25 protein-coding genes are annotated in these 23751 nt (G+C 74.4%); 9 read left to right on the top strand and 16 right to left on the bottom strand.

All coding sequences use genetic code 11. The features are described from left to right. Positions 1 to 67 precede the first annotated feature (67 nt). Complete coding sequence (locus ACJTNH_RS06890) at positions 68 to 565, top strand: ATP-binding protein (protein ID WP_458173943.1); 498 nt, start codon at positions 68 to 70, stop codon at positions 563 to 565. Next, complete coding sequence (locus tag ACJTNH_RS06895; RefSeq protein ID WP_458173945.1) at positions 562 to 1554, top strand: SigB/SigF/SigG family RNA polymerase sigma factor; 993 nt, start codon at positions 562 to 564, stop codon at positions 1552 to 1554. Before ACJTNH_RS06890 ends, ACJTNH_RS06895 begins: the two co-directional genes overlap by 4 nt. A 115-nt stretch (positions 1555 to 1669) precedes the next feature. Here ACJTNH_RS06895 and ACJTNH_RS06900 read toward each other — a convergent pair whose 3' ends face one another. Beyond that, positions 1670 to 2911, bottom strand: coding sequence for an SPFH domain-containing protein (locus tag ACJTNH_RS06900; protein ID WP_458173947.1), 1242 nt, complete (start codon positions 2909 to 2911; stop codon positions 1670 to 1672). A gap of 104 nt (positions 2912 to 3015) precedes the next feature. Continuing rightward, positions 3016 to 3447, bottom strand: coding sequence for an NfeD family protein (locus ACJTNH_RS06905; protein WP_458173949.1), 432 nt, complete (start codon positions 3445 to 3447; stop codon positions 3016 to 3018). Between the two features lie 111 nt (positions 3448 to 3558). Between ACJTNH_RS06905 and ACJTNH_RS06910 the strand changes: the two genes are divergently transcribed. Continuing rightward, positions 3559 to 4299, top strand: coding sequence for a hypothetical protein (locus ACJTNH_RS06910; RefSeq protein ID WP_458173950.1), 741 nt, complete (start codon positions 3559 to 3561; stop codon positions 4297 to 4299). A gap of 50 nt (positions 4300 to 4349) precedes the next feature. Here the strand turns inward: ACJTNH_RS06910 and ACJTNH_RS06915 are convergent, their stop codons facing one another. The 3 genes from ACJTNH_RS06915 to fabG are packed head-to-tail and all read right to left on the bottom strand — an operon-like array spanning position 4350 to position 7013. Continuing rightward, positions 4350 to 5534 carry a ferrochelatase gene (locus ACJTNH_RS06915; RefSeq protein ID WP_458173952.1) on the bottom strand — a complete coding sequence of 395 codons (1185 nt, stop codon included), beginning with the start codon at positions 5532 to 5534 and terminating at the stop codon, positions 4350 to 4352. Positions 5535 to 5539: 5 nt separating this feature from the next. Continuing rightward, positions 5540 to 6307 (bottom strand): enoyl-ACP reductase FabI, encoded by a 768-nt coding sequence (gene fabI / locus ACJTNH_RS06920; RefSeq protein ID WP_458173954.1) that lies wholly within the window; start codon positions 6305 to 6307, stop codon positions 5540 to 5542. Between the two features lies 1 nt (position 6308). After that, positions 6309 to 7013, bottom strand: coding sequence for a beta-ketoacyl-ACP reductase (gene fabG / locus ACJTNH_RS06925; RefSeq protein WP_222195855.1), 705 nt, complete (start codon positions 7011 to 7013; stop codon positions 6309 to 6311). Between the two features lie 134 nt (positions 7014 to 7147). Between fabG and ACJTNH_RS06930 the strand changes: the two genes are divergently transcribed. After that, positions 7148 to 7438, top strand: coding sequence for a hypothetical protein (locus ACJTNH_RS06930; protein WP_458173956.1), 291 nt, complete (start codon positions 7148 to 7150; stop codon positions 7436 to 7438). Positions 7439 to 7592: 154 nt separating this feature from the next. Here ACJTNH_RS06930 and ACJTNH_RS06935 read toward each other — a convergent pair whose 3' ends face one another. The 3 genes from ACJTNH_RS06935 to ACJTNH_RS06945 form a co-directional block, all read right to left on the bottom strand. Beyond that, positions 7593 to 10004 carry an ATP-binding cassette domain-containing protein gene (locus ACJTNH_RS06935; protein ID WP_458173958.1) on the bottom strand — a complete coding sequence of 804 codons (2412 nt, stop codon included), beginning with the start codon at positions 10002 to 10004 and terminating at the stop codon, positions 7593 to 7595. A 101-nt stretch (positions 10005 to 10105) separates the two neighbouring features. After that, the gene (locus ACJTNH_RS06940; protein WP_458173960.1) at positions 10106 to 10516 is read right to left on the bottom strand and encodes a VOC family protein; all 411 of its coding nucleotides are present in this window, start codon (positions 10514 to 10516) and stop codon (positions 10106 to 10108) included. Between the two features lie 5 nt (positions 10517 to 10521). Next, positions 10522 to 10974: a helix-turn-helix transcriptional regulator gene (locus tag ACJTNH_RS06945; RefSeq protein WP_458173962.1), complete on the bottom strand. Its 453-nt coding sequence runs from the start codon at positions 10972 to 10974 to the stop codon at positions 10522 to 10524. 258 nt (positions 10975 to 11232) lie between these two features. On the opposite strand from ACJTNH_RS06945, the gene ACJTNH_RS06950 reads away from it, so the two are divergent. Beyond that, positions 11233 to 11511, top strand: a complete 279-nt coding sequence (locus ACJTNH_RS06950; RefSeq protein WP_458173964.1) for a hypothetical protein — start codon at positions 11233 to 11235, stop codon at positions 11509 to 11511. 195 nt (positions 11512 to 11706) lie between these two features. Here ACJTNH_RS06950 and ACJTNH_RS06955 read toward each other — a convergent pair whose 3' ends face one another. From ACJTNH_RS06955 to ACJTNH_RS06965, 3 genes are read right to left on the bottom strand one after another with little or no spacing between them, the layout of a single operon-like run. After that, entirely contained in the window at positions 11707 to 12924 is a 1218-nt protein-coding gene (locus ACJTNH_RS06955; RefSeq protein ID WP_458173966.1) for a 3-deoxy-7-phosphoheptulonate synthase, read from the bottom strand. 23 nt (positions 12925 to 12947) lie between these two features. After that, positions 12948 to 13451 carry a hypothetical protein gene (locus ACJTNH_RS06960; RefSeq protein WP_458173968.1) on the bottom strand — a complete coding sequence of 168 codons (504 nt, stop codon included), beginning with the start codon at positions 13449 to 13451 and terminating at the stop codon, positions 12948 to 12950. Continuing rightward, positions 13424 to 14557 carry a transglycosylase family protein gene (locus ACJTNH_RS06965; RefSeq protein ID WP_458173970.1) on the bottom strand — a complete coding sequence of 378 codons (1134 nt, stop codon included), beginning with the start codon at positions 14555 to 14557 and terminating at the stop codon, positions 13424 to 13426. The genes ACJTNH_RS06960 and ACJTNH_RS06965 overlap by 28 nt, the downstream gene beginning before the upstream one ends. Before the next feature lie 174 nt (positions 14558 to 14731). On the opposite strand from ACJTNH_RS06965, the gene ACJTNH_RS06970 reads away from it, so the two are divergent. The 4 genes from ACJTNH_RS06970 (at position 14732) to ACJTNH_RS06985 (ending at position 19203) form a co-directional block, all read left to right on the top strand. After that, entirely contained in the window at positions 14732 to 15325 is a 594-nt protein-coding gene (locus tag ACJTNH_RS06970) for a hypothetical protein (protein ID WP_458173972.1), read from the top strand. Positions 15326 to 15422: 97 nt separating this feature from the next. Then, on the top strand, positions 15423 to 17108 hold the full coding sequence (locus tag ACJTNH_RS06975) for a ribonuclease J (protein ID WP_458173974.1): 1686 nt from the start codon (positions 15423 to 15425) through the stop codon (positions 17106 to 17108). A gap of 191 nt (positions 17109 to 17299) precedes the next feature. Further along, the gene (locus tag ACJTNH_RS06980; RefSeq protein WP_458173976.1) at positions 17300 to 18775 is read left to right on the top strand and encodes a SulP family inorganic anion transporter; all 1476 of its coding nucleotides are present in this window, start codon (positions 17300 to 17302) and stop codon (positions 18773 to 18775) included. Beyond that, a complete protein-coding gene (locus ACJTNH_RS06985) occupies positions 18775 to 19203 on the top strand; it encodes a MerR family transcriptional regulator (RefSeq protein WP_458173978.1) in 429 nt (142 codons plus the stop codon). Before ACJTNH_RS06980 ends, ACJTNH_RS06985 begins: the two co-directional genes overlap by 1 nt. Before the next feature lie 96 nt (positions 19204 to 19299). On the opposite strand, the gene ACJTNH_RS06990 is transcribed toward ACJTNH_RS06985, so the two are convergent. The 5 genes from ACJTNH_RS06990 to ACJTNH_RS07010 all read right to left on the bottom strand — a co-directional run bounded on the left by ACJTNH_RS06990 (position 19300) and on the right by ACJTNH_RS07010 (position 23720). Further along, complete coding sequence (locus tag ACJTNH_RS06990) at positions 19300 to 19953, bottom strand: histidine phosphatase family protein (protein ID WP_458173979.1); 654 nt, start codon at positions 19951 to 19953, stop codon at positions 19300 to 19302. A gap of 118 nt (positions 19954 to 20071) precedes the next feature. Continuing rightward, positions 20072 to 20842, bottom strand: coding sequence for a MerR family transcriptional regulator (locus tag ACJTNH_RS06995; RefSeq protein ID WP_458173981.1), 771 nt, complete (start codon positions 20840 to 20842; stop codon positions 20072 to 20074). Between the two features lie 29 nt (positions 20843 to 20871). Beyond that, a complete protein-coding gene (locus tag ACJTNH_RS07000; RefSeq protein WP_458173983.1) occupies positions 20872 to 21636 on the bottom strand; it encodes an ABC transporter permease in 765 nt (254 codons plus the stop codon). Then, the gene (locus tag ACJTNH_RS07005; protein WP_458173985.1) at positions 21633 to 22406 is read right to left on the bottom strand and encodes an ABC transporter ATP-binding protein; all 774 of its coding nucleotides are present in this window, start codon (positions 22404 to 22406) and stop codon (positions 21633 to 21635) included. The genes ACJTNH_RS07000 and ACJTNH_RS07005 overlap by 4 nt, the downstream gene beginning before the upstream one ends. Before the next feature lie 69 nt (positions 22407 to 22475). Beyond that, the gene (locus tag ACJTNH_RS07010) at positions 22476 to 23720 is read right to left on the bottom strand and encodes a PucR family transcriptional regulator (protein ID WP_458173987.1); all 1245 of its coding nucleotides are present in this window, start codon (positions 23718 to 23720) and stop codon (positions 22476 to 22478) included. Positions 23721 to 23751 lie beyond the last annotated feature (31 nt).

Genomic DNA, 23751 nt, shown 5'->3' on the forward strand with positions numbered 1-23751 from the left:
GGTGCGCGATGATGGACCACCGCGCTCCCGTCCGGGGGCGCGCGGACGACGAAGGAGCGAACGACGCATGGGCGACACGACGGCCGCCGCCACCGGCGAGCGGCGCACCGAGCGACTGGAGCTGCGGGTCCCGACCTCGCCCACCCAGCTCCCCGCGGTGCGCGCGATGGCCGCTGACCTGGCGCTGCGGATGGACCTCGACCTGGACGCGGTGGAGGACCTCCGCCTCGCGGTCGACGAGGCCTGCGCGACGCTCTCCTCCGTGGTGCTCGGCGACTCGCCCCTGACGGTGGTCTTCGAGGCCAGCCGGGACGGCCTCCGGATCGACGCCTGGGTGCCCACGGCCGCCGGGGTCGACGTGCCCCGCGACGGCTTCGGCTGGGCGGTGCTGCACACGCTCGTCGACACCGTCGAGGCCGGCCCCAGCACCCAGGCCACCGTGCTCGCCGGCGACGGCTCGGCCACCCCGGTGGCCTGCATCTCGCTGGTCAAGCAGTTGCGCCGGTACAGCGCGCTCGACGCCCTGACCGGGCAGCCCGACAGCGACGTGTCGGTCGCACGGTGACCCGGTCGGCTGCCACTGACCAGCCGGCCGCCCACGACACCGTCCTGGGCGCCGGTGAGGCCGCGCGCCCCAGCGCCGCCGGCGACACACCCCCGGTCGGCGACACCGCACCGGAGGCGAGCCCGATGAACGACGAGCCCACCCCGGACCAGACCGGGACGACCCCGGCCGCCCCCGAGGAGCCCGCCGCGAGCACGGAGGCGGCCGCCGACCCGGTGCCGATGTCGGACAACCGCAAGCGCGCCGAGCGGACCGCGCCGCTGTTCGCCGAGCTCGCCACGCTGGACAAGGGCGACCCGCGCCGGGAGCGGCTGCGGGAGGTCCTCGTCGAGGAGCACCTGCCGCTGGTGCGGCACTTCGCCCGCCGGTTCAGCAACCGCGGTGAGCCCTTCGACGACCTGCTGCAGGTCGGCACCCTGGGGCTGATCGCCGCGATCGACCGGTTCGACCCGACCCGCGGCGTGGAGTTCCTGTCCTTCGCCGTCCCGACGATCACCGGTGAGATCAAGCGGCACTTCCGCGACCAGGGCTGGTCGGTGCGGGTGCCGCGCCGGCTGCAGGAGCTGCACCTGTCGCTGAACGCGGCGGTGAGCGAGCTGTCCCAGAAGAACGGGCACGCCCCGACCCCGTCGGAGCTGGCCGAGCACCTGGGCATCCCGCGCGCGGAGGTCCTCGAGGGGCTGGCGGTGGCGAACGCCTACCGCAGCAGCTCGCTGGACGAGCGGCTCTCCGGTGAGGAGGACTCCCCCACCCTGGCGGCCACGCTGGGCGAGGAGGACGCCGCACTGGAGGGCGTGGAGTACCGCGAGTCGCTGCAGCCGCTGCTGGCCACCATCCCGGCCCGCGAGCGCCGCATCCTGATCCTGCGGTTCTTCGGCAACATGACCCAGTCGCAGATCGCGGCCGACATCGGCATCTCCCAGATGCACGTCTCCCGGTTGCTGTCCCAGACGCTGGCCAAGCTCCGCGAGGGCCTGCTCAAGGACTGACGAAGGACCCCCTTGCCCCCCACCACTCGCGAGCTCGCGGCGGGGCCCGGCAAGGGGGCCGAACACGCCGATGGCCCAGAACTCGTCGAGTTCTGGGCCATCGGCGTTGCGTGCCTCAGGACGCCGGCAGCTGCGGCGGGTCGTCGTCCGGGCGGCGGTTGCGCGGGTCGGCGGCCGGGCCGCTCTCCTGCACGTCCTGCTTGACCTGCGACAGCGGCGGCGGCGTCGGGATCTGCGGGGTGGTGCCCGCCGGCTGGTCGGCGATGCTGGTCAGCTCGATCTTCGCCTCCGGCTGGTCGGCCGCGCGGGGCAGCTGCGACTCGAACCAGGTGCTGGTGTCCAGCCCCGGACGCGCGCCGTCGCCACCACCGCTGCCGCCGGAGGACTCCCCGACGTCGAGCCAGGAGCGGCTCTCACCGTCCTCGGAGCCGCCGCCCAGCTTGGACAGGCCCTCCAGCGCCTTGCTGAACTCGCTCGGGACGATCCACATCTTGTTGGCGTCGCCCTGGGCGATCTTCGGCAGCGTCTGCAGGTACTGGTAGGCCAGCAGCCCCTGGTCGGGCTTGCCGTCGTGGATGGCCTGGAAGACCGTCTCGATCGACTTCGCCTGCCCCTGCGCCTGCAGGAACAGCGCGGCCCGCTCACCCTCGGCGCGCAGGATGCGGCTCTGCCGCTCGGCCTCGGCGTCGAGGATGGCGGCCTGCTTCTTGCCCTCGGCCGACAGGATCGCCGCCGCCTTCTGGCCCTCGGCGGTGGTGATCGCCGACTGCCGCTGACCCTCGGCGGTGAGGATGACCGCGCGCTTGTCGCGGTCGGCGCGCATCTGCTTCTCCATCGAGTCCTGGATGGACGGCGGCGGGTCGATCGCCTTGATCTCCACCCGGGCCACCCGCAGGCCCCACGGCCCGGTGGTGCCGTCGAGCACGCTGCGCAGCTGGGAGTTGATGCCGTCCCGGCCGGTCAGCGCGCCCTCGAGGTTGAGCCCACCGACCACGTTGCGCAGCGTCGTGGTGGTCAGCTGCTCCATGCCGGTGATGTAGTTCGCGATGCCGTAGACGGCCAGCCGCGGGTCGGTGACCTGGAAGTAGACGACGGTGTCGATGCCCACCTGCAGGTTGTCGGCGGTGATGACCGGCTGCGGCGGGAAGGAGATGACCTGCTCACGCAGGTCGATCGTCGCGCGCACCCGGTCGACGAACGGGACCAGCAGGGCCAGGCCCGGGGAGAGCGTGCGGCTGTAGCGACCGAGTCGCTCGACGACCTTGGCCTGCGCCTGCGGGACGATCGTCACGCTCTTGGCCAGCACGAAGACCACGAGCACGGCGATCACGATCAGCGCGATCAGGGCGGGTTCCACGAGGGAGGTGCTCCGTTCCTAGGAGGTGGTGCGTGTCACCGATCCTGCCTCTTCCGGAACGGTGGGTCACCCCTCCGGGTCCGCGCGTCACCCGATCGCGACCCTCAGGTGTGGCTGACGTAGGCGATCGGGCCCTCGATCTGCACGATCCGGACCTCGTCGCCCACCTCGTAGGACTCCCCGTCGAGCTGGGTGCGCGCGGTCCACTCGTCATCGCCCATCCGCACCCGGCCGGCGTGCTCGTCCACCCGCTGGCTCACCACGGCCGTGCGGCCGACGTAGCTGGCGACCCCGTCGATCTGCTCGGGCGTGCGGTCGACCAGGTGCCGCTTGGCGATCGGCCGGACCACCACGAGCAGGCCCGCGGCGACCACGATGAAGGTCACCAGCTGCAGCCACACCGCCCCGCCGAGCAGGGCGACGCTCATCCCGCCGAGGGCGCCGCCGGCGAACATGAGCAGCACCAGGTCCAGGCTGGCGACCTCGCCCGCGGCGAACAGGCCGGAGGCGATCAACCAGAGCAACCAGGCAGGCACGCTCCGCAGTCTGGCACGGACCGGCCCCCGCGGGCGGTCCACCGGGACCCGCGTCCGGACGATGCCCCTCGGCTGCGGGTGGGTGGCGGGGCCGTCGTAGCCTCGACGACCGTGCACGATCTCGCCGCCGGCCGGTTCGCCGTCTGGGCCACCGCCTGGCTCACCGGCCGCTGCTCCTACGACGACGCGCTGGACGCCACGACAGGGGCCACCGCCCACCGGGTCGCCGGCATGCCGGGCACCGACGAGGCGGTGCCGCTCGGCCGAGCGCTGAGCGCCCTGCGCGGCCTCGGGGAGGAACGGCTGCGGCTGGTCCTCCCCACCCCCGGTGACACCCGCGGCGTGCCGGCCGTGCCCGCGCTGACCGCGCTGGCCCTGGAGTCGGGCCAGGTCGCGGTCGGCGCCCGGGTCGCCCTCGTGCCCGAGGAGCTGGGCACGGAGATGGTGGCCTGGACGGCGGTGTCGCTGGACGGCGCCCCACCGGCCGCCCCCGCGGTCGAGGGGACGCTGCGGGCGGCGTCCGGGGCGCTGGACCTCGCCGTCGGCGACGCCGCCCGCACGCTGGCCTCCCTCGACCTGGCCCGCTGGCACCCCGAGGTCCCCTCACTGCTGGCCGGCCTGGCCAAGGGCGTCCGGGCGCCCGGGCTGCCCGAGGACCACGACCCGCTGGCCGTCTCGGTGCTCGGGCGGGCACAGCGGCTGCGTCAGGTGCTCGACCTGGCGATGGCCGACGCCCCCGGCGCCGCGGTCACCCACGCCCAGGCGGCGGCCCGGGACGAGGCGCTGCGCCCGCTGGCCACCGCCGTCCGCGAGGCGACGGTGGCCGCCTACAACTGGGTGCCGCGCGGCTGACGGTCGGCCGCCCGGTCGTTGCTCCCGGCGGCGCCGGGAGCAACGGGTGGTCAAGCGCTGGACGCGGCCGGGCGGGCGGGGCGCTGGACGAAGCAGCAGGAGGCCGGGCAGTTCGTGCCCAGGCGCGGCTCGCCGCCGGCGCGCCGCTCCTCCAGCAGCTCCCGCAGCGACCGGACGAACGCCTCGTGCGTGCCGGCCGTCGCCGCACGGGCGAAGGCCAGGCCGAGCTCGCCGGCGGTCTCCTCCGCCTCGTTGTCCAGGTCCCAGATGACCTCGAGGTGGTCGCTGATGAACCCGACCGGGAAGACGACGACGGCCTTCTCCCCCGACTCGGCCAGGGCCCGGAGGTGGTCGTTGACGTCGGGCTCCAGCCACGGCACCGACGGCGGCCCGCTGCGGCTCTGCCAGACCAGGTCGAACGGCCGCCCCGGGGCCGCGGCGTCGACGACCGCCTGCGCGGCCGCCTGCAGCTCCGCCTCGTAGGCCCCGCCCTGCGGTCCGGCGACGGCGGCCATCGCGTTCGGGATGCTGTGCGCGGTCGCCACCAGCCGGGCGCTGCCGCACAGCTCGTCGGGCAGCGAGGCGATCGCGGCGGCGAGCGCGTCGGCGTTGGCCTGCACGAAGCCCGGTGCGTCGAAGTAGTGCGGCAGCTTCTCCGCGGTGGGGCCGGCCGGGCCGGTGGGGTCGAGCTCGAGCGCGACCCGGGCCCGGGCGACGTCCTCGTGGTACTGCCGGCAGCCGGAGAACGAGGCGTAGGCGGAGGTGGCCAGCACGTAGGCGTGCTCGATGCCGTCGGTGGCCATCTGCCGCCAGACGTCCTCGACGTAGGGCGCCCAGTTGCGGTTGCCCCAGTACACCGGCATGTCGATGCCGGCGGCGGCGAGCTCGCCCTCCAGTGCGGCGACCAGCGCCTTGTTCTGGTCGTTGATCGGGCTGACGCCGTCGAAGTGGTGGTAGTGCTCGGCGACCGCCTCCAGCCGCTCCGGCGGGATGCCACGGCCGCGGGTGACGTTGAGCAGGAACGGCATCACGTCGTCGTGGCCCTCGGGGCCACCGAAGCCGAGCACCAGCAGCGCCTCCCGCCGGCCGGCCGGTGCGGGGGCGGGCGACGGGGCGACGCCGCCGTTGTTCCGGACGGCGAGCGAGGGCTCCTGGTCGGGCTGCTGGCCGGCCGGGGTGATCGAGGCGCCCTCCGGCAGCGGGTAGCGCGGTCGGGAGAGGTCGGACGCGGGCATCCCGGTCACACGCCCACCGCGTGGAAGCCGCCGTCGACGTGCACGATCTCGCCGGTGGTGGCCGGGAACCAGTCCGACAGCAGGGCCGCGACGGCCTTGCCCGCGGGCTCGGTGTCGGTGACCGACCAGCCCAGCGGCGCACGGCCCTCCCAGGCCTCCTCGAACTGCTGGCTGCCCGGGATCGACTTCATCGCCATCGTGCGCAGCGGGCCGGCGGCGACCAGGTTCACCCGGACGCCCTCCGGGCCGAGCTCGCGAGCGAGATAGCGGGAGGTCGACTCGAGCGCCGCCTTGGCCGCGCCCATCCAGCCGTAGACCGGCCAGGCGACGGTGGCGTCGAAGGTCAGCCCGACCACCGAGGCGGTGTCGCCGAACAGCGGGCGGCAGGCCTGGGTGAGGGAGGCCAGCGACCAGGACGAGACCTGGAACGCCGTCGCCGCGTGCTCCCACGCGACCTCGGGGAACCCCTCCCCCATCGCCTCCTGCGGGGCGAAGCCGATGGAGTGCACGACGCCGTCCAGGCCGTCGACGTGCTCGCGCAGCCGGTCGGCCAGCGTCGACAGGTGCTCGGTGTCGGTGACGTCGAGCTCGACCACCGGCGCCTCCTGCGGCAGCCGCTTGGCGATCCGCTGGCACAGCGAGAACGCGCGCCCGAAGTTCGACAGGACGACGGTGGCGCCCTGCTCCTGCGCGATCCGCGCCGCCGAGAAGGCGATCGAGGCCTCGGTCAGCACACCCGCGATGAGGATCTTCTTGCCGTCCAGAATGCCCATGTCAGTGCCCCATCCCCAGTCCGCCGTCGACCGGGACGACCGCCCCGGTGATGTACCCAGCCGCGTCGCTCGCCAGGAAGCGGACGACGCCGGCGATCTCGTCTGCCTCGGCGAGCCGGCCCAGCGGCACCTGCCCGAGGATCTCCTGCTGCCGCTTCTCCGGCAGCTCCGCGGTCATGTCGGTCGACACGAACCCCGGCGCCACCACGTTCGCGGTGATGTTGCGGGTGCCCAGCTCGCGGGCGATCGAGCGGGCCAGCCCGACCAGGCCGGACTTGCTCGCCGCGTAGTTGACCTGACCGGCCGAGCCGAGCAGCCCGACGACGGAGGAGATGAACACCATCCGCCCGGCCCGGGCGCGCACCATCTTGGGCGCGGCGCGCTTGGCGACCCGGTAGGCCGCGGTGAGGTTCGCGTCGATGACGTCGGTGAACGCGTCCTCGCCCATCCGGAGCAGCAGCCCGTCGCGGGTGATGCCGGCGTTGCTGACCAGCACCTCGACCGGGCCCTGGTGCTCCTCGACCTCGGTGAACGCGCGGTCGACGGCGGCGGCGTCGGTGACGTCGCACTGCACGCCGAACAGCCCCTCGGGAGCACCACTGCCGCGGTGGGTCACCGCCACGGAGTCACCCGCCTCGGCGAACGAGCGGGCGATCGCCAGCCCGATCCCCCGGTTGCCACCGGTCACCAGCACCGACCTGCCCACTGCGCCCACCTCATCGAGCCGACCGTGCGTTTCGTCGAGGTGAACCTAGTCGGTGGGCTCAGGTCACACCCGGGCGAGGGCCGGTGCCGGTCGTCGACCGGGCGGTGCGACGGGAGCGGCGGGAGACTGACCCGGTGACGTCGCCCCCGCTCGCGCAGCGCGGCCTGGTCCGGCTGCTGAACACCGCCGACGGCCGGGCGCTGTGCCTGGCGGGCGCGGTGGACGCCGAGGCGGTGCTCGCGTTCCAGCGCCGCTACGGCCGGGAGCCGGTGCGGGTCGACGTGATCGACGCCGGGTCGGTGACCTCGCTGTCCGGAGCGGCCCTGGAGCTGGTCCGTGACCACCTGGACGTCGCGGCGCTGGGCGGGCGGGAGGTCGCGCTGCGACGGTCGGCGGCGTTCGGCCGGCTGCTCGCCGAGGCCTGAGCCCGCGTCGGCCGGCCCCGGCCAGCGCACGCACCCACCGACCGCCCGGGTGGTCGCCCCGCGTGGTGTCGGGGCCGCACCGGACCGCCCGGGCCGGTGCCCGGCGTGCTGGTCGACCGGCTGGTGCGCCCGGCCTGGCGGCGCGGAGCCGGCCTCAGCTGCCGACGTAGGCCGCCAGGTGCTCGCCGGTCAGCGTGGCGCGGGCGGCCACCAGGTCGGCCGGGGTGCCCTCGAACACCACCCGCCCGCCGTCGTGGCCGGCGCCGGGGCCCAGGTCGACGATCCAGTCCGCGTGCGCCATCACCGCCTGGTGGTGCTCGATGACCAGCACCGACGTGCCGCCGTCGACCAGCCGGTCCAGCAGGGCGAGCAGGTTCTCGACGTCGGCCAGGTGCAGCCCGGTGGTCGGCTCGTCGAGCACGTAGACGCCGGCCTTGTCCGCCATCTGGGTGGCCAGCTTGAGCCGCTGCCGCTCCCCGCCGGACAGCGTGGTGAGCGGCTGGCCCAGGGTGAGGTAGCCCAGCCCCACGTCGGCCAGGTTGGTGAGGATCCTGTGCGCCGCCGGGGTGCGCGCCCCCCCGGCGCCGAAGAACTCCTCGGCCTCGGCCACCGACATGGCGAGCACCTGGCTGATGTCCCTGCCGCCGAGGTGGTGCTCCAGCACCGAGGCCATGAACCGCCGGCCCTCGCACTCCTCGCAGACGGTGGCGACGCCGGCCATGGTCGCCAGGTCGGTGTAGATCACCCCGGCGCCCTTGCATGTGGGGCAGGCGCCCTCGGAGTTCGCGCTGAACAGCGCGGGCTTCACGCCGTTGGCCTTGGCGAAGGCCTTGCGGATGGGGTCGAGCAGCCCGGTGTAGGTGGCCGGGTTGCTGCGCCGCGAGCCGCGGATCGGGGTCTGGTCGACCGTCACGACGCCGTCCCGGCCGGCGACGGAGCCGTGCACCAGCGAGCTCTTGCCCGACCCGGCCACCCCGGTGAGCACCACGAGCACCCCGAGCGGGATGTCGACGTCGACGTCCTGGAGGTTGTGCGTGCTGGCACCGCGGACCTCCAGGACGCCGGACGGCGTGCGCACCGCGGGCTTGAGCGACGCGCGGTCGTCCAGGTGCCGGCCGGTGAGGGTGCCGCTGGCGCGCAGCCCCTCGACGGAGCCCTGGAAGCAGATCTCGCCGCCGTTGGTCCCGGCTCCGGGGCCGAGGTCGACGACGTGGTCGGCGATCGCGATCGTCTCCGGCTTGTGCTCCACGACCAGGACGGTGTTGCCCTTGTCGCGCAACTGCAGGAGCAGGTCGTTCATCCGGGCGATGTCGTGCGGGTGCAGGCCGATGGTGGGCTCGTCGAAGACGTAGGTGACGTCGGTGAGCGAGGAGCCGAGGTGGCGGATCATCTTGGTGCGCTGCGCCTCGCCGCCGGACAGCGTGCCGGCCGGCCGGTCGAGGGAGAGGTAGCCCAGGCCGATCTGCACGAAGGAGTCCAGGGTCTCCCCCAGCCCGGCCAGCAGCGGGGCCACCGCCCCCCGCGCGTGGCTCGCGCCACGGTACGCGCGGGAGGTGCCCCCAGGCTCGTCCAGCTTGCGCACCCAGTCGGCCAGGTCGCTGATCTGCATGGCGCAGGCCTGGGCGATGTCGACCCCGTCGATCTTCGACGACCGGGCCGCCGCGCTGAGCCGGGTGCCGTCGCACTCCGGGCAGGTGGTGAAGACGACGGCCCGGTCGACGAACGCCCGGACGTGCGGCTGCATCGCCTCCCGGTCCTTCGACAGCATCGACTTCTGGATCTTGGGGATCAGGCCCTCGTAGGTCAGGTTGATCCCGTCGACCTTGATCTTGGTCGGCTCCTTGTGCAGCAGGTCGTGCAGCTCGGTCTCGGTGAACTCGCGGATCGGCTTGTCCGGGTCGAAGAAGCCGCAGCCGCTGTAGATGCGGCCGTACCAGCCGTCGGCGCTGTAGCCGGGGATGGTGAACGGGCCCTCGTTCAGTGACTTGGCGTCGTCGTAGAGCTGGCTGACGTCGATGTCGGTGACCCGGCCCATGCCCTCGCAGCGGGGGCACATCCCGCCGGTGATGCTGAACTCGCGGCGCTCCTTGACCGTCCTGCCGCCCTGTTCGAAGGTGACCGCTCCGGCACCGCTGACCGAGGCGACGTTGAAGGAGAAGGCCTGCGGTGAGCCGATGTGCGGCTGCCCGAGCCGGCTGAACAGGATGCGCAGCATCGCGTTGGCGTCGGTGGCGGTGCCGACGGTGGACCGCGGGTTGGCGCCCATCCGCTCCTGGTCGACGATGATCGCGGTGGTCAGCCCGTCGAGGACGTCGACGTCCGGGCGCGCCAGGCTGGGCATGAAGCCCTGGACGAACGAGCTGTAGGTCTCGTTGATCAGCCGCTGGGACTCGGCGGCGATGGTGCCGAACACCAGCGAGCTCTTGCCCGATCCGGAGACGCCGGTGAACACCGTCAGCCGGCGCTTGGGCAGCTCGAGGCTCACGTCCCTGAGGTTGTTCTGCCGCGCGCCCACCACGCGGATCCGGTCGTGGCGGTCGGCAGCGTGCTCCGGTGCGGTGCTCACGTCTCTCCTCTCCGGGCGGGGCGGTGGTGGCGCTCGGTCGGCCTGGCGCGCGGTCGGCCGGGCGCTCGGTCAGCCTGGCGCAGATCGGCCGGCGTGGGCGCTCACCGGCTCTCCTGGATCCGGATCATGTTGCCCGCGGGGTCGCGGACGGCGCAGTCCCGCAGGCCGTAGGGCTGGTCGGTCGGCTCCTGGACCACCTCGACACCGGCGGCCGCCAGCGCGGTGAAGGTGGTGTCCAGGTCGGGGGTGGCCAGGTTGACGCCGAAGAAGCTGCCCTTGGCCAGCAGCTCCTCGATGGTGCGGCGCTCGTCGTCGGTGAGGCCCGGGCCGGCCGCCGGCGGGTGCAGCACGATCGCGGTGTCGGGCTGGCCGGTCGGGCCGACGGTGATCCACCGCATCCCCTCGTACCCGACGTCGAGGCGCACCTCGAAGCCGAGGACGTCGCGCCAGAACAGCAGCGAGGCGTCGGGGTCGGTGTGCGGGAGGAAGCTGGAGTGGATGGTGAGGTCCATGCCGGTCACGCTAGGGACGGCGCAGCCGTCCGTGCTTCTCGATTCCTGACCGGTCTGGTGACCTGCTTCGTGACGCAGGACGGCAGCCCCGCGCCCGGGCCGGCCGCCACCCGCCGGTAGACGCTCGGCGGCACCCCGACCAGCTCGGTGAAGCGGGTGCTGAACGTGCCCAGCGACGAGCAGCCGACCGCGAAGCAGACCTCGGTCACGTTGAGGTCGCCCCGGCGGAGCAGCGCCATCGCCCGCTCGATCCGCCGGGTCATCAGGTAGGCGTGGGGCGGCTCGCCGTAGGCATCCCGGAACTGGCGGCTCAGGTGCCCGGCCGACAGGTGCACGCCCCGGGCGAGCGCCTCGACGTCGAGGGGCTGGGCGTACTCGCGGTCGATGCGGTCGCGGACCCGTCGCAGCCGCGCGAGGTCGGCCAGCCGCTGCTGCCGCGCGTCCGGTGCGCTCGTCACGCGGGTGACCGTCCCACAGGTGGCTCCGCGGTGACCAGGGCCGATGCCCTGCCACGGGCGTGACAGCCCCTGACGGGGCCACGCCGGCACCGGCGGGTGGTTGTGGCGCCGGTCACCAGCGGGCTACCGTGGCCCTGTGGCCGGGCAGCTGATTACCTGCGGGCCCGTCGGCGACTGACTCTCGCGCCGCCGGGTCCGTGCGCACGTCGGTCGAGGTCGCTCCCCGCTGACCAGGGCCAGTCCGGCCCGGAGGCACCCATGCCCGCCCCGCACACCTCCCCCCGCGACGCCGCCAAGGTGCGCGTCGTCGTCACCGACGCCCTCGGCCTGCAGCGCGTCCTGAGCCTGCTCACCGGACGGCAGCACGTCTTCACCCGGCTGGCGGCCGAGGAGGCCGGCGCCGACCGGTGGACGGTCAGCGTCGACCTGCTCGCCGCGCCCGGCGAGACCGACCTGGTGGCCGCCCGGCTGCACCGGCTGCCCAGCGTGCTGACCGTCGACGTCACCTCGGCGGCGCGGCTGGCCGCGACCGGCTGAGGGCCGGTCCCCGCCTCGCCGGGTCCCAGCTCCCGGCGAGGCGGCGCAGGTCCGGCGAGGTGGCGCAGGTCCGGCGAGGCGGCGCAGGTCCGGCGAGGCGGCGCAGGTCCGGCGAGGCGGCGCAGGTCCGGCGAGGCGGCGCAGGTCCGGCGAGGCGGCGCAGGTCCGGCGAGGCGGCGCAGCGGTCGCGGCGCGTCAGGCGCCGCGCCGCGCCCGGGACGCCTCGGCCAGCTCCGCCAGCAGCTGCTCGGTCGTCTGCAGGTCCACGCAGGCGTCGGTGACGCTCACGCCGTACTCGAGCGCCTCCGGGTGGCGGCGGTCCAGGTCCTGCCGGCCCGCGACCAGGTTGCTCTCCAGCATCACCCCGCGGATCGCACGCTCGCCGGCCGCCAGCTGCCCGGCCAGGTCGTGCACGACGTCGGCCTGGCGGCGGTGGTCCTTCCGGCTGTTGCCGTGCGAGGCGTCGACGACGACCACCTCGGGCAGCCCGCGCGCGGCCAGCGCCTGCTTCGTCGCCGCGATGTGCGCCGCCGAGTGGTTGGGGCCGTCCTTGCCACCGCGCAGGATGACGTGGCCGGTGTCGTTGCCGGTCGTCGACAGCTGAGCGCTGACGCCGTGCCGGTCCACCCCGAGGAACTGGTGGCCCGCCCGCGCGGTGAGCACCGCCTGGACGGCCACGTCGATGCTGCCCTCCGGTGAGTTCTTGAAGCCGACCACCGAGGAGAAGCCGGACACCCGCTCCCGGGCCGTCTGGTCGGTGACGTTGCGCGCCCCGACGCCGTTGTAGGTGACCAGCCCGTCGACGTACTGCGGGGTGAGCGCGTTCAGCGGCTCCGCCGCCACCGGCACGCCGAGGGCGGTGATCCGGCCCATCAGCATCCGGGTGGCGACGAGGCCGACGCTGATCCGGCTGGAACCGTCCAGGAACGGGTCGTAGGCGAAGCCCTTCCAGTCGACCTCCGTGCGGGGCTTCTCCGTGTAGGTCCGCATCAGGATCTCCAGGTCCGCGCCGTGCCGCGCCCGCATCCGGCCGAGGAAGGCGGCGTACTCCAGCGCGGCGGCCGGGTCGTGCACCGAGCAGGGGCCGGCGATCACGGCCAGCCGGTCGTCGGCCCCCGAGACGATCGCGGTCATCGCGCGCCGCGCCTCCCGGGTGGTGGCCACCGACTCGGCCGACAGCGGCACCACCGTCGCCACGGCAGCCGGGGTGACCACGACGCTCAGCCCGGTGATCCGGGCGTTCACCAGGTCGGCGAGGTCGACGTCAGGCGCGGGGGCCACGCCCAGCCCCCGGGCGACCTCGGGCAGCAGCTCCCGCAGCGTGGCGTCGACCTGCGCGTTCACCCGGGTCTGCACCTCGAGCAGGGCGTCGGCCACCCGGGTCGCGTCGTCCAGCAGCCGGTCGGTCGGCATGGGGTCTCCTCCGTGGTCGTGGGTCACCGGCTGGTCCGGTCCCCGCCGGCTCGGCGTGCTGCGGCGCACACCCTGCACCGGCCTGGCGGCCGGCACCGGACGCACCCTCCCGCGCGATCGAGCACACGCGCTTTCGCGCGATCAAGCACACGCACTTCCGCGCGATCAAGCACACGCACTTCCGCGCGATCAAGCACACGCACTTCCGCGCGATCAAGCACACGCACTTCCGCGCGATCGAGCACACGCACTTCCGCGCGATCGAGCACACGCACTTCCGCGCGATCGAGCACACGCGCTTTCGCGCGATCGAGCACACGCACTTCCGCGCGATCGAGCACACGCACTTCCGCGCGATCAAGCACACGCACTTCCGCGCGATCAAGCACACGCGCTTTCGCGCGATCAAGCACACGCGCTTTCGCGCGATCAAGCGCGCCTGGCGGCCCGCACTCGACGGGGTGCCCGGCGCAGGGGGCTGCCTGCGGGAGGGCGCGGGTCAGAGGTTCTTGCCGCAGGTCGGCCACGCGCCGGCGCCCTGGGTGAGGAGCACCTCCTCGGCGACGGCGATCTGCTGCTCGCGGGTGGCCAGGTCGGCGCGCGGTGCGTAGGCGGTGCCGCCGTGCCCGACCCACGTCTGCTGGCCGAACTGCAGGCCGCCGTAGTAGCCGTTGCCGGTGTTGATGCTCCAGTTGCCGCCGGACTCGCAGCGGGCGACGGCGTCCCAGTCGTGCCCGGCGGGAGCCGGCGGCGGGGCGGGGGCGGGCGCCGGTGCGGGCGCTGGGGCCGGTGCCGGGCGAGGAGCGGGCGGCGGGGCAGGCGTCGGGGTGCTGGGCACCGGCGGCGCTGCGGCCTGGGCCGCGCCCTCCGCCTCGGCCTCGGCCTCGGCCTCGACCTCGACCTCCAGGGTGACCAGCGTGGTCCGGGCGGCGGCGAGCCGGGCCTGGGTCGCCGCCTGCTCGGCCTGCAGCTCGGCGGCTCGCCGGCGGGCGTCGTCCTCCTGCTGCTCGGCGGCGGCGAGGTCGGCCGCCGCCCGGTCGGCGAGGGCGGCGGTCTCTTCGAGCGCGGCCTGGGCGGTGGCCGCGGCCTCGGCGGCGCGCTGCCGCGCGCCGGTGAGCTCGTCGACGACCTCGCCCCGGCTGCGGCCGACCGCGCCGAGCAGTGCCACCCGCTCGAGCACCTCCGCCGGGTCGTCCGCGGTCACCAGCGCCGCGAGCCCCGGGGACGTCGTGCTCCCCTTGTAGGTGTCCCGGGCGAAGGCGGCGACCTCGGCGCGCGCGGCGTCCGCCTCCTCCGCTGCCTGCCGGACGACGACCGTGGCGGCAGCCGCCGCCTGCTCCGCGGTGCGCTGCTCGGCGAGCCCCTGCTCGTAGCGGGCCCGGGCGGCCGCGGCGTCGGCCTGCGCGGTGCCGATCGCCGCCTGCGCGGCCCCCTGCTCGGCCAGGGCCGCGCCGACCTGCTCGGCGGCCTGGTCGGCAGCGCGCTGGGCGGCGGCGAGCTGCTCGTCCGACGGTGCGGCGGTGGCCACGCCGGGGAGCACCGCCCAGCCCAGGACGCCGGTCAGCAGCACACCGGCGAGCCGCCCGCGCCGCTGCCGGGCACGCGCGCCACTGGTCGGGGTCGTCTCCTGCACGCGGCGTCCTCCTCGTCGGGCCTGCACGTCCGGACCGCCGCGTGGACCGTCCCCGACCCAGTGTGCGCCGCCGACGCGGCCCGGGCCAGGCCGGACCGGGCCCCACCCCGAACGCCCCGGCAGCAGCCGCACGCCGGGGCGTCGGACCACCGGCAGCGGGGTACCGCGGTCGCCATGAGCGGCAAGACGGCGGAGGACTACGCGGACGACTACACCGACCCGGAGCTGCGCGCCCGGCTCAAGGAGGAGATCAAGTCCGGCGACCGCGGCGGGCGGCCGGGCCAGTGGAGCGCGCGGAAGAGCCAGCTGCTGGTCAGCGAGTACGAGCAGCACGGCGGCGGCTACCGGCACGAGGGCGAGCGGACGGAGTCCCAGCGCCACCTCCAGGAGTGGACCGACCAGGACTGGCACGCCGCCGACGGCGATGCGTCGGCCCGGGACGAGGACAGCAGCACACGGCGCTACCTGCCCGACGCCGCGTGGCAGCTGCTCAGCCCGGAGGAGCAGCGCGCCACCGACGAGGCGAAGAGGTCCGGGGAGGAGCAGCACGTGCCGAACACCGCCGCGGCCCGGGAGGCACGGGCGGCCGCCGAGCTGGTCGACGTCCCCGCGCCCGAGGCGCGACGGCGGGTGGCCGGGATGCACGGCGATGAGCAGCTGGACCGGGCCGAGCACGCCGAGCGCGACCTGGGCAAGGGCCGCAAGACGGTCCTCGACCGGATCGAGCGGCAGCGCGCGGCCGACGACCGCAGCAGCTCCGACGACTGAGCCGGCCCGGGCGGTGCGGCCACCGGTCCCGCGCCGCGGAGGCACCACCCCGCTACCCTGCGCCGCAGCCGGGGGCCGCTGACGTAGCGTCAGGATCATGAGCAGAACGCGTCGAGATCCCCGGACGCCCCCGGCCCTGCCCGCGGCCGGCCTCCGGGTGGTGGCCCTCGGCGGCCTGGGTGAGATCGGCCGCAACATGACCGTGTTCGAGCACGCCGGCAAGCTGCTGATCGTCGACTGCGGCGTGCTGTTCCCCGAGGAGCACCAGCCCGGGATCGACGTCATCCTCCCCGACTTCACCTCCATCCGGGACCGGCTGGACGACGTGGTCGCCGTCGTGCTCACCCACGGGCACGAGGACCACATCGGCGGCGTCCCGTACCTGCTCCGCGAGCGGCGCGACATCCCGGTCGTCGGGTCGAAGCTGACGCTGGCCTTCATCGAGGCCAAGCTCAAGGAGCACAAGATCACCCCGGTGACCGAGCAGGTGGCCGAGGGCGACGAGCTGCGGCTGGGCCCCTTCGACCTGGAGTTCCTGGCGGTCAACCACTCCATCCCCGACGCGCTCGCGGTGGCGATCCGCACCGCGGCCGGGCTGGTGCTGCACACCGGCGACTTCAAGATGGACCAGTTCCCGCTGGACCAGCGGATCACCGACCTGCGCGGGTTCGCCCGGCTGGGCGAGGAGGGCGTCGACCTCTTCCTCACCGACTCCACCAACGCCGACGTCCCGGGGTTCACCACCTCCGAGGGCGAGCTCACCCCGGCGATCGACACCGTGTTCCGCACCGCGCCCAAGCGGGTCATCGTCTCCAGCTTCGCCAGCCACGTGCACCGCATCCAGCAGGTGCTCGACGCCGCACACGAGCACGGCCGCAAGGTCGCCTTCGTCGGCCGCTCGATGGTGCGCAACATGGGGATCGCCCGCGACCTGGGCTACCTGCGGGTGCCCAAGGGCCTGGTCGTCGACCTGAAGGTGCTGGAGAAGCTGCCCGCCGACCAGGTCTGCCTGATCTGCACCGGGTCGCAGGGCGAGCCGATGGCGGCGCTGTCTCGGATGGCCAACCGGGACCACGTCATCCGGATCTCCGAGGGCGACACCGTGCTGCTGGCCAGCTCGCTGATCCCGGGCAACGAGAACGCCATCTACCGGATCATCAACGAGTTCACCCGGATCGGCGCCAACGTGGTGCACAAGGGCAACGCAAAGGTGCACGTCTCCGGCCACGCCAGCGCCGGCGAGCTCGTCTACTGCTACAACATCGTCAAGCCGCGCAACGTCATGCCGGTGCACGGGGAGTCCCGCCACCTGCGGGCCAACGCCGACCTGGCCATCCGTACCGGTGTCGACCCGAAGCGGGTCGTCATCGCCGAGGACGGCGTGGTGGTGGACCTGGTCGACGGCCGCGTCTCGGTCACCGGCAAGGTGCCGGCCGGCAACGTCTACGTCGACGGCAACACCGTGGGCGGGGCGACCGAGGCCTCGCTGAAGGACCGCCGCACCCTCGCCGAGGAGGGCGTGATCACCGTCGTCGCCATCGTGGACGCCGACACCGGTCAGCTCGCGGAGGCACCGGACTTCCTGGCCCGCGGGTTCGTGCACGAGGCGGAGTCCTTCGACGCCGCGGTGCCGGTGATCGAGCGGGAGCTCGCCCGGGCAGCGGCGGACGGGGTCACCGACGCCGCCCAGCTGGAGGAGCTGATCGGCCGCGCCGTGGCCGGCTGGGCCAACCGCGCCCACCGCCGCGCGCCGGTGGTCATCCCGGTCGTCATCGACGCCTGAGCCGGCCGCCCCGGACGACCGCCCTGCCCGGACCGGCGAGGGCGGTCGTCCGGCCAGCCACCCGAGGGAACCCTTCCTTGACGTGAGGGTCAGGATGGAGGGGACTCGGACGGCCGTGGTGCCGTCCCGACCCGGACCACCGCTGTTCCGGCTCCCCCTGCGCGTCCGTGCGCACGACCCGGAACGGTGGCATGTCCTCCCTGCCTGCACCCCCCGCCCTCCGCCGGCCGAGCTGGCTCACGCCGTCGGTCGCCCGCACCGAGGTGCTGGCCGGCCTCGTCGTCGCGCTGGCGCTGATCCCCGAGGCGATCAGCTTCTCGATCATCGCCGGCGTCGACCCGCGCGTCGGGCTGTTCTCCTCCTTCGTGATGGCCGTGGTCATCGCCTTCACCGGCGGCCGCCCGGCGATGATCACCGCGGCCACCGGCGCGATCGCCCTGGTCATCGCCCCGTTGGTGCGTGACCACGGGCTGAGCTACCTGCTCGCCGCCGTCGTCCTCGGCGGGGTGTTCCAGGTGCTGCTCGGCCTGGCCGGCTTCGCCCGGCTGATGCGGTTCATCCCGCGCAGCGTGATGGTCGGCTTCGTCAACGCCCTGGCCATCCTGATCTTCACCGCCCAGCTGCCGCAGCTGGTCGACGTCCCGTGGCTGGTCTACCCGATGGCCGCCGCAGGGCTGTTCATCATCTTCGGGCTCCCCCGGCTGACCACCGTGGTGCCGGCGCCGCTGGTCAGCATCATCGTGCTGACCGTGATCACGGTCGTCGCCGCCATCGCGGTGCCGACGGTCGGCGACCAGGGCGAGCTGCCCGATACGCTGCCGTTCTTCCTGCTCCCCGACGTCCCGTTCACCCTCGAGACGTTGTCGATCATCACGCCCTACGCCCTCGGGGTCGCCTTCGTCGGGCTGATGGAGTCGCTGATGACCGCGAAGCTGGTCGACGACCTCACCGACACCCCCTCGAACAAGACCCGCGAGTCCTGGGGGCAGGGCACGGCGAACATCGCCTCCGGCCTGTTCGGCGGCATGGGCGGCTGCGCCATGATCGGCCAGACGATGATCAACGTGAAGTCCGGCGCCCGCACCCGACTGTCGACCTTCCTGGCGGGGGCGTTCCTGCTCGTGCTCGTGGTCGTGCTCGGCGACGTCGTGGCGATCATCCCGATGGCCGCCCTGGTGGCCGTGATGGTCTTCGTGTCGATCGCCACCTTCGACTGGCACAGCCTGCGCACCCTGCACACCATGCCGCGCAGCGAGACGGCGGTGATGCTGTCGACGGTGGCCGTCACGCTGGCCACCCACAACCTGGCCATCGGCGTCGGGGTCGGCGTGCTGGTCGCCTGCGTGCTCTTCGCCCGCCGCGTGGCCCACCTGGTGCAGGTCACCGCCACCACCGACGCCGACGGGCGCCGGGTCTACCAGGTGCGCGGCGCGCTGTTCTTCGCCTCGAGCAACGACCTCACCACGCAGTTCGACTACGCCGGCGACCCGCGGCAGGTGGTCATCGACCTCTCCGGCGCGCAGGTCTGGGACGCCTCCACCGTCGCCGCGCTGGACGCGATCACCCACAAGTACGAGACCCGCGGCAAGTCCGCCACCGTCGTCGGGCTCAGCGACCACTCGGCCGCCCGCTACCAGCGGCACGCCGGTCAGCTGAGCAGCCACTGATGCCCGCCGGGAAGGGCCCGGAGGCCCCGGAGCTGCCCCGCGACGGGCTGGTGCAGATCGGCCAGGTCGCCGAGCGGACCGGGCTGAGCCTGCGCACCATCCGCTTCTACGAGGAGACCGGACTGGTCGTGCCGACCGCCCGCAGCGACGGCGGCTTCCGGCTCTACAGCGACCAGGACGTCGAACGGCTGGAGGTCATCAAGCGGATGAAGCCGCTGGGCTTCTCGCTGGAGGAGATGCAGGAGCTGCTCACCCTGCTGCACGACCTCGGCCGGGGCGACGGCGACCGGGCCGCGCTGGTCGACCGGCTGCAGATGTTCCACGAGGCCGCCATCGCCCGGGTCACCGCGCTGCGCGACCAGCTCGCCGTCGCCGAGGGCTTCGCCGACACGCTGGCCGCCCAGCTGACGACGCACCGCACCGCCTGACGCGACCGGCCGGCGGGCCGATCGCCCGGACCGGCGAGGCCAGCAGCGCCAGGCCCGCGAACCACGAGGGCGGCGGCTCGGCGCCCGGGACCGCGGTCACTCCGGCAGCGGCGCACCGCCGGCGTCGTGCGTGCCGGTGAGCGGCTGCTCGGTGCTGGACCGCTCGCGCCAGCTCAGCAGCTGCCAGCCGTCCGCCGTGCTGCCCTCCAGCGTCACGACACCGGTGTTGGCCAGCGGGCGGCTGCGGACGTCCTCGACCGTCACGTCGGCTGCCCGCGCGGCCAGCCAGGTGCGGATCATCGCGCCGTGGCTGACCGCGACGGCGGTGCCGGCGACCGCCTCCAAGGTGGCGACCGCCGCGTCGAACGCCCCGAGCACCGTCTCACCCGCCGGCCCACCGGGCAGCCGGTCCGGCGCGGCGCCGTCGGCCCAGGAGAACGCGACCTCGAGGTACCGGGCGCCGGCCTCGGCGCCGGTGTGCATCTCCAGGTCACCGGCGCTGATCTCCCGGAGCCCGTCCAGGGTGCGCACCGGCAGCTCCCGCGCGGCAGCCAGCGGCGCGGCGGTCTGCTGCGCCCGCAGCAGCGGAGAGGCAGCCAGGACGTCGATCCGCTCGCCGGCCAGGTCGTCCACCAGCTCGGCCGCCTGTCGGCGGCCGAGGTCGGTCAGCGCGGCACCCGGCGCCGCGGTGTCCAGGGCGTGCACCAGGTTCGACGCCGTCTGCCCGTGCCGTACCAGGACCAGCCGCATGCTCCGCCTCACCGTTCGGGCCGGGACCCCTTGCCGCCCCGGGGCCTCCGTGCCAGTCCACCACGGGCGGCATGGGAACGACCGAGCTGCCCCGTCAGCCGGCCCGGCCGGGCACGGGTCAGCCGGCTGGGCGGGTGCGCCGGATGTCGGTCCAGCCGGTGTAGCCGCGCTGCTCCAGCAGCCGGAGCAGCCGCGGCGCGCAGGGGAAGTGCTCGAGGAACGCCGCGTCCAGCAGCGCGATCAGCTCGCGACTGATCGGCTGCTCCTCCGCCCCGGCGGACACCACGGCCGCCTCCGCGAGGAAGGCCTCCACCCGGTCGGCGAGCCCGGGCAGCCGCGGGTCGTCGGCCGTGCAGTCGGCGAGCTCCCCGAGGTCGAGGTAGAGCCGGCGCAGCGCCGGGTGCTCGATCTGCGCGTGCTTCACCGCCATCATCGGCGCCACCTGCTCCGGCGCCTGGGCCGCGATCAGGATCCAGCTGTCCCGCTCGATCTCGACCAGCCGCTCCGGGAAGCCGAGCTCGCGCATCCGACCCAGGTAGGCGACCGCCAGCGGGGGCAGCACCAGGCTCTCCCCCGCCGCCAGCTGGGCGATCCGCTCCCGGTGCCGCTGGCGGTCGCGGATCTCCGCCCGCAGGCGGCGGTCGACCTCCTCGACCGCCGCCGCGAAGTCCGCCTCGTCAGCCGCCAGCAGCTCCCGCACCCGGGCCAGCGGCACCCCGGCCTCGGCCAGGGTGCGGATCCGGATGAGCTCCACGACGGCCGCGGCGTCGTAGCGCCGGTAGCCGGAGTGGTCCCGGCCGGGCTCGGGCAGCAGGCCCGTCGCGTGGTAGTGCCGGACGGCGCGCACGGTCACCCCGGCGTAGGACGCGAGCTGGCTGATGGTCAGCACGGCCGGGTCCTCCTCCCTCGTCGTCCTGGTCAGCCGATCTTCCGCCGGTAGGTGCGCACCGCGAGCGCGTAGGCCACCAGCAGGAGGCCGACGCACCAGGCGACCGCGACCCAGCCGTCGTCGCCGACGGGCTGCTCGACGAACAGCGCGCGCAGCGTGTCCACGATCGGGGTGACCGGCTGGTGCTCGGCGAACCAGCGCACCGGGCCCGGCATGCCGGCGGTGGGCACGAACGCCGAGCTGATGAACGGCAGGAAGACCAGCGGGTAGGAGAACCCGCTCACCCCGTCGAGCGAGCTCGCGGTCAGCCCGGGGACGACCGCCAGCCAGGTCAGCGCCAGGGTGAACAGCACCAGGATGCCGAGGACGGCGAGCCAGGCGAGCGGCCCGGCGCCGGTCCGGAACCCCATCGCCACGGCGACGAGGACGACCAGCAGCAGCGAGACCAGGTTCGCCACCACCGAGGTCAGCACGTGCCCCCACAGCAGCGCCGACCGGGCGATCGGCATCGACTGGAACCGCTCGAAGATCCCGCTGGCGACGTCGCTGAACAGCCGGAAGGCGGTGTAGGCGATCCCGGAGGCGATGGTGATGAGCAGGATCCCGGGCAGCAGGTAGTCGACGTAGCGCCCGTCGCCCACCTCGATCGCGCTGCCGAAGACGTGGACGAACAGCAGCAGCATGGCGATCGGCGTGACCGCCGTGGTGACGATCGTGTCCGGGCTGCGCAGGACGTGCCGCAGCGACCGCTTCAGCAGCGTCGCGGTGTGGCGGACGGCGTGGCTGGTGCTCATCGGTCCGCCTCCTCCTGGCCGCCGCCGACGATGGCGAGGAAGACGTCCTCGAGCGTGGGCTGCTTCTCCACGTGCTCGACCGTGGCCGGTGGCAGCAGCTGCCGGAGCTCGGCGAGGGTGCCCTCGGCGATGATCCGGCCCTGGTGCAGCACCGCGATCCGGTCGGCGAGCTGCTCGGCCTCGTCGAGGTACTGGGTGGTGAGCAGCACCGTGGTGCCCCGGCCGGCGAGCTCCCGGACGGTGGCCCAGACCTCGAGCCGCGACTGCGGGTCCAGCCCCGTCGTCGGCTCGTCGAGGAAGAGCACCGGCGGGTCGCCGATCAGGCTCATCGCGATGTCCAGGCGGCGGCGCATCCCGCCCGACCAGGTCGACACCCGGCGCCCGGCGGCGTCGGTCAGGTCGAACCGGGTGAGCAGGTCGTCGGCGACCCGGCCCGGGTCGGGCAGGTGCCGCAGCTGGGCGACGAGCACCAGGTTCTCCCGGCCGGTGAGCAGCTCGTCGACGGCGGCGAACTGCCCGGTGAGGCTGATCGAGCCGCGCACCTGCGCGGGCTGGGTGGCGACGTCGTGGCCGTCGACGGTGGCCGTGCCGCCGTCGGCACGGAGCAGGGTGCACAGGATCCGCACGGTGGTGGTCTTGCCGGCGCCGTTGGAGCCCAGCAGGGCTGACACGGTGCCCGCGGGGACGCGCAGGTCGACGCCCGCGAGCACTGCACGATCGCCGAAGGACCTGGTCAGCCCGGCGATCTCGATGGCTGGTGGAGTGGTCATGGCGGGAGCGTCCAGCCCTGACGCTGCGTCAAGGTCAAGCCCCGGCGGCGAGCACCCGGCCCGTCCCGGTCACCGACGCGGCCGCTCGGGCCCCGGGCCGCGCCAGCGCAGCACCTCCAGCGCGGCGGCGACGGCCACCGCGTTCTCCGCCAGCGGCCGCGGGAGCAGGGCGTCGGCCCGGGCCAGCCGGCGCAGCACGGTGTTGCGGTGGGTGTAGAGCCGCTGCGCCGTCCGGGAGGCGTTGCCCAGCTCGCGGACGTAGCCGAGCACCGTGTCCCGGGTGTCGGCGTCGGCACCGGCCAGGTCGCCGAGGGTGTCGGTGAGGAACTCCGCCACCCGGGTGCTGTCGCTGGTGAGCAGCGCGACCAGCTGCACGTCCTGGTGGCGGGCGACCTGCTGCGGTGAGGTGAGCCGGGCCAGCATCTGCTGGGTGGTCGCCGCGTCCAGGTGGCTGCGCCGGAAGCCCGCGACGTCGGTGCCCGGCCGGCCCACCGCCACCCGGACGTCGGGGGCGTCGGCGAGGCCGGCGGTCAGCGCGGTCACCTCGGGCGCCTGGCCGACCGGCAGCCAGACCCACAGCGCCCCGGCGCCGGCCACGACGGTCAGCCGCCGGGTGGCGCCGCTGGCCCGCATCGCCGCCTCGGCTGCGGCCTCCAGCTGTTCGGGTCCACCGCCACCGGTGCCCCAGACGATGACGGCGGTGTGCGGTCCGGTGAGCCCGTAGCCCAGCTGCGCCTCGGCCCGGGCCCGGGCCAGTGGCGCGCCCTCCAGCAGGAGGGAGACCGTCGCCCGGCGCTCGGCGTGCGCGCCGCGGGTGAGCTCGGCGCGCTCGGTCGCCATCCGGGCGGCCACCGCGGCCACGGTGTCGTCGAGGAAGGTGGTGATCGACCGCGCCGAGACGTCCAGCAGCTCGCGCAGCTGCGCCGGGTCGGCGGTGAGGTCGAAGCAGATGTCCATCCAGCGGCGCCAGGCCACGCCCTGGGCGGTGCGGTAGGCATCCAGACCGACGTGGTCGAGCCCGCGCCGGACCAGGTCGCGGGCCCCGTCGAACACCTCGGGCCCCAGCGCCACCGGCACCCGCTCCCCCGGCCGCTGCACGTTGGCCGTCGCCCAGTGCAGCAGGTTGGCCAGGTTCGCCCGCCGGGTGCCCTCGGCGAGCACCGGGTCCTCGGCGACCGGCCGCATGCCCGCACCGCTGAGCGCGGCGGTGTGCAGCTCGGTCACCCAGTCCGCCCGCGGGTCTAGGGCGATCTCCGCGCCGCGCCGGAAGAGCTCGCGCACGGCGGGCGACGGCGGCGTCCAGTCCCGGGTCACCGGTGCATCGTGCACCAGCAGCAGCTGAGCG

The organism is Modestobacter lacusdianchii, assembly GCF_054177765.1.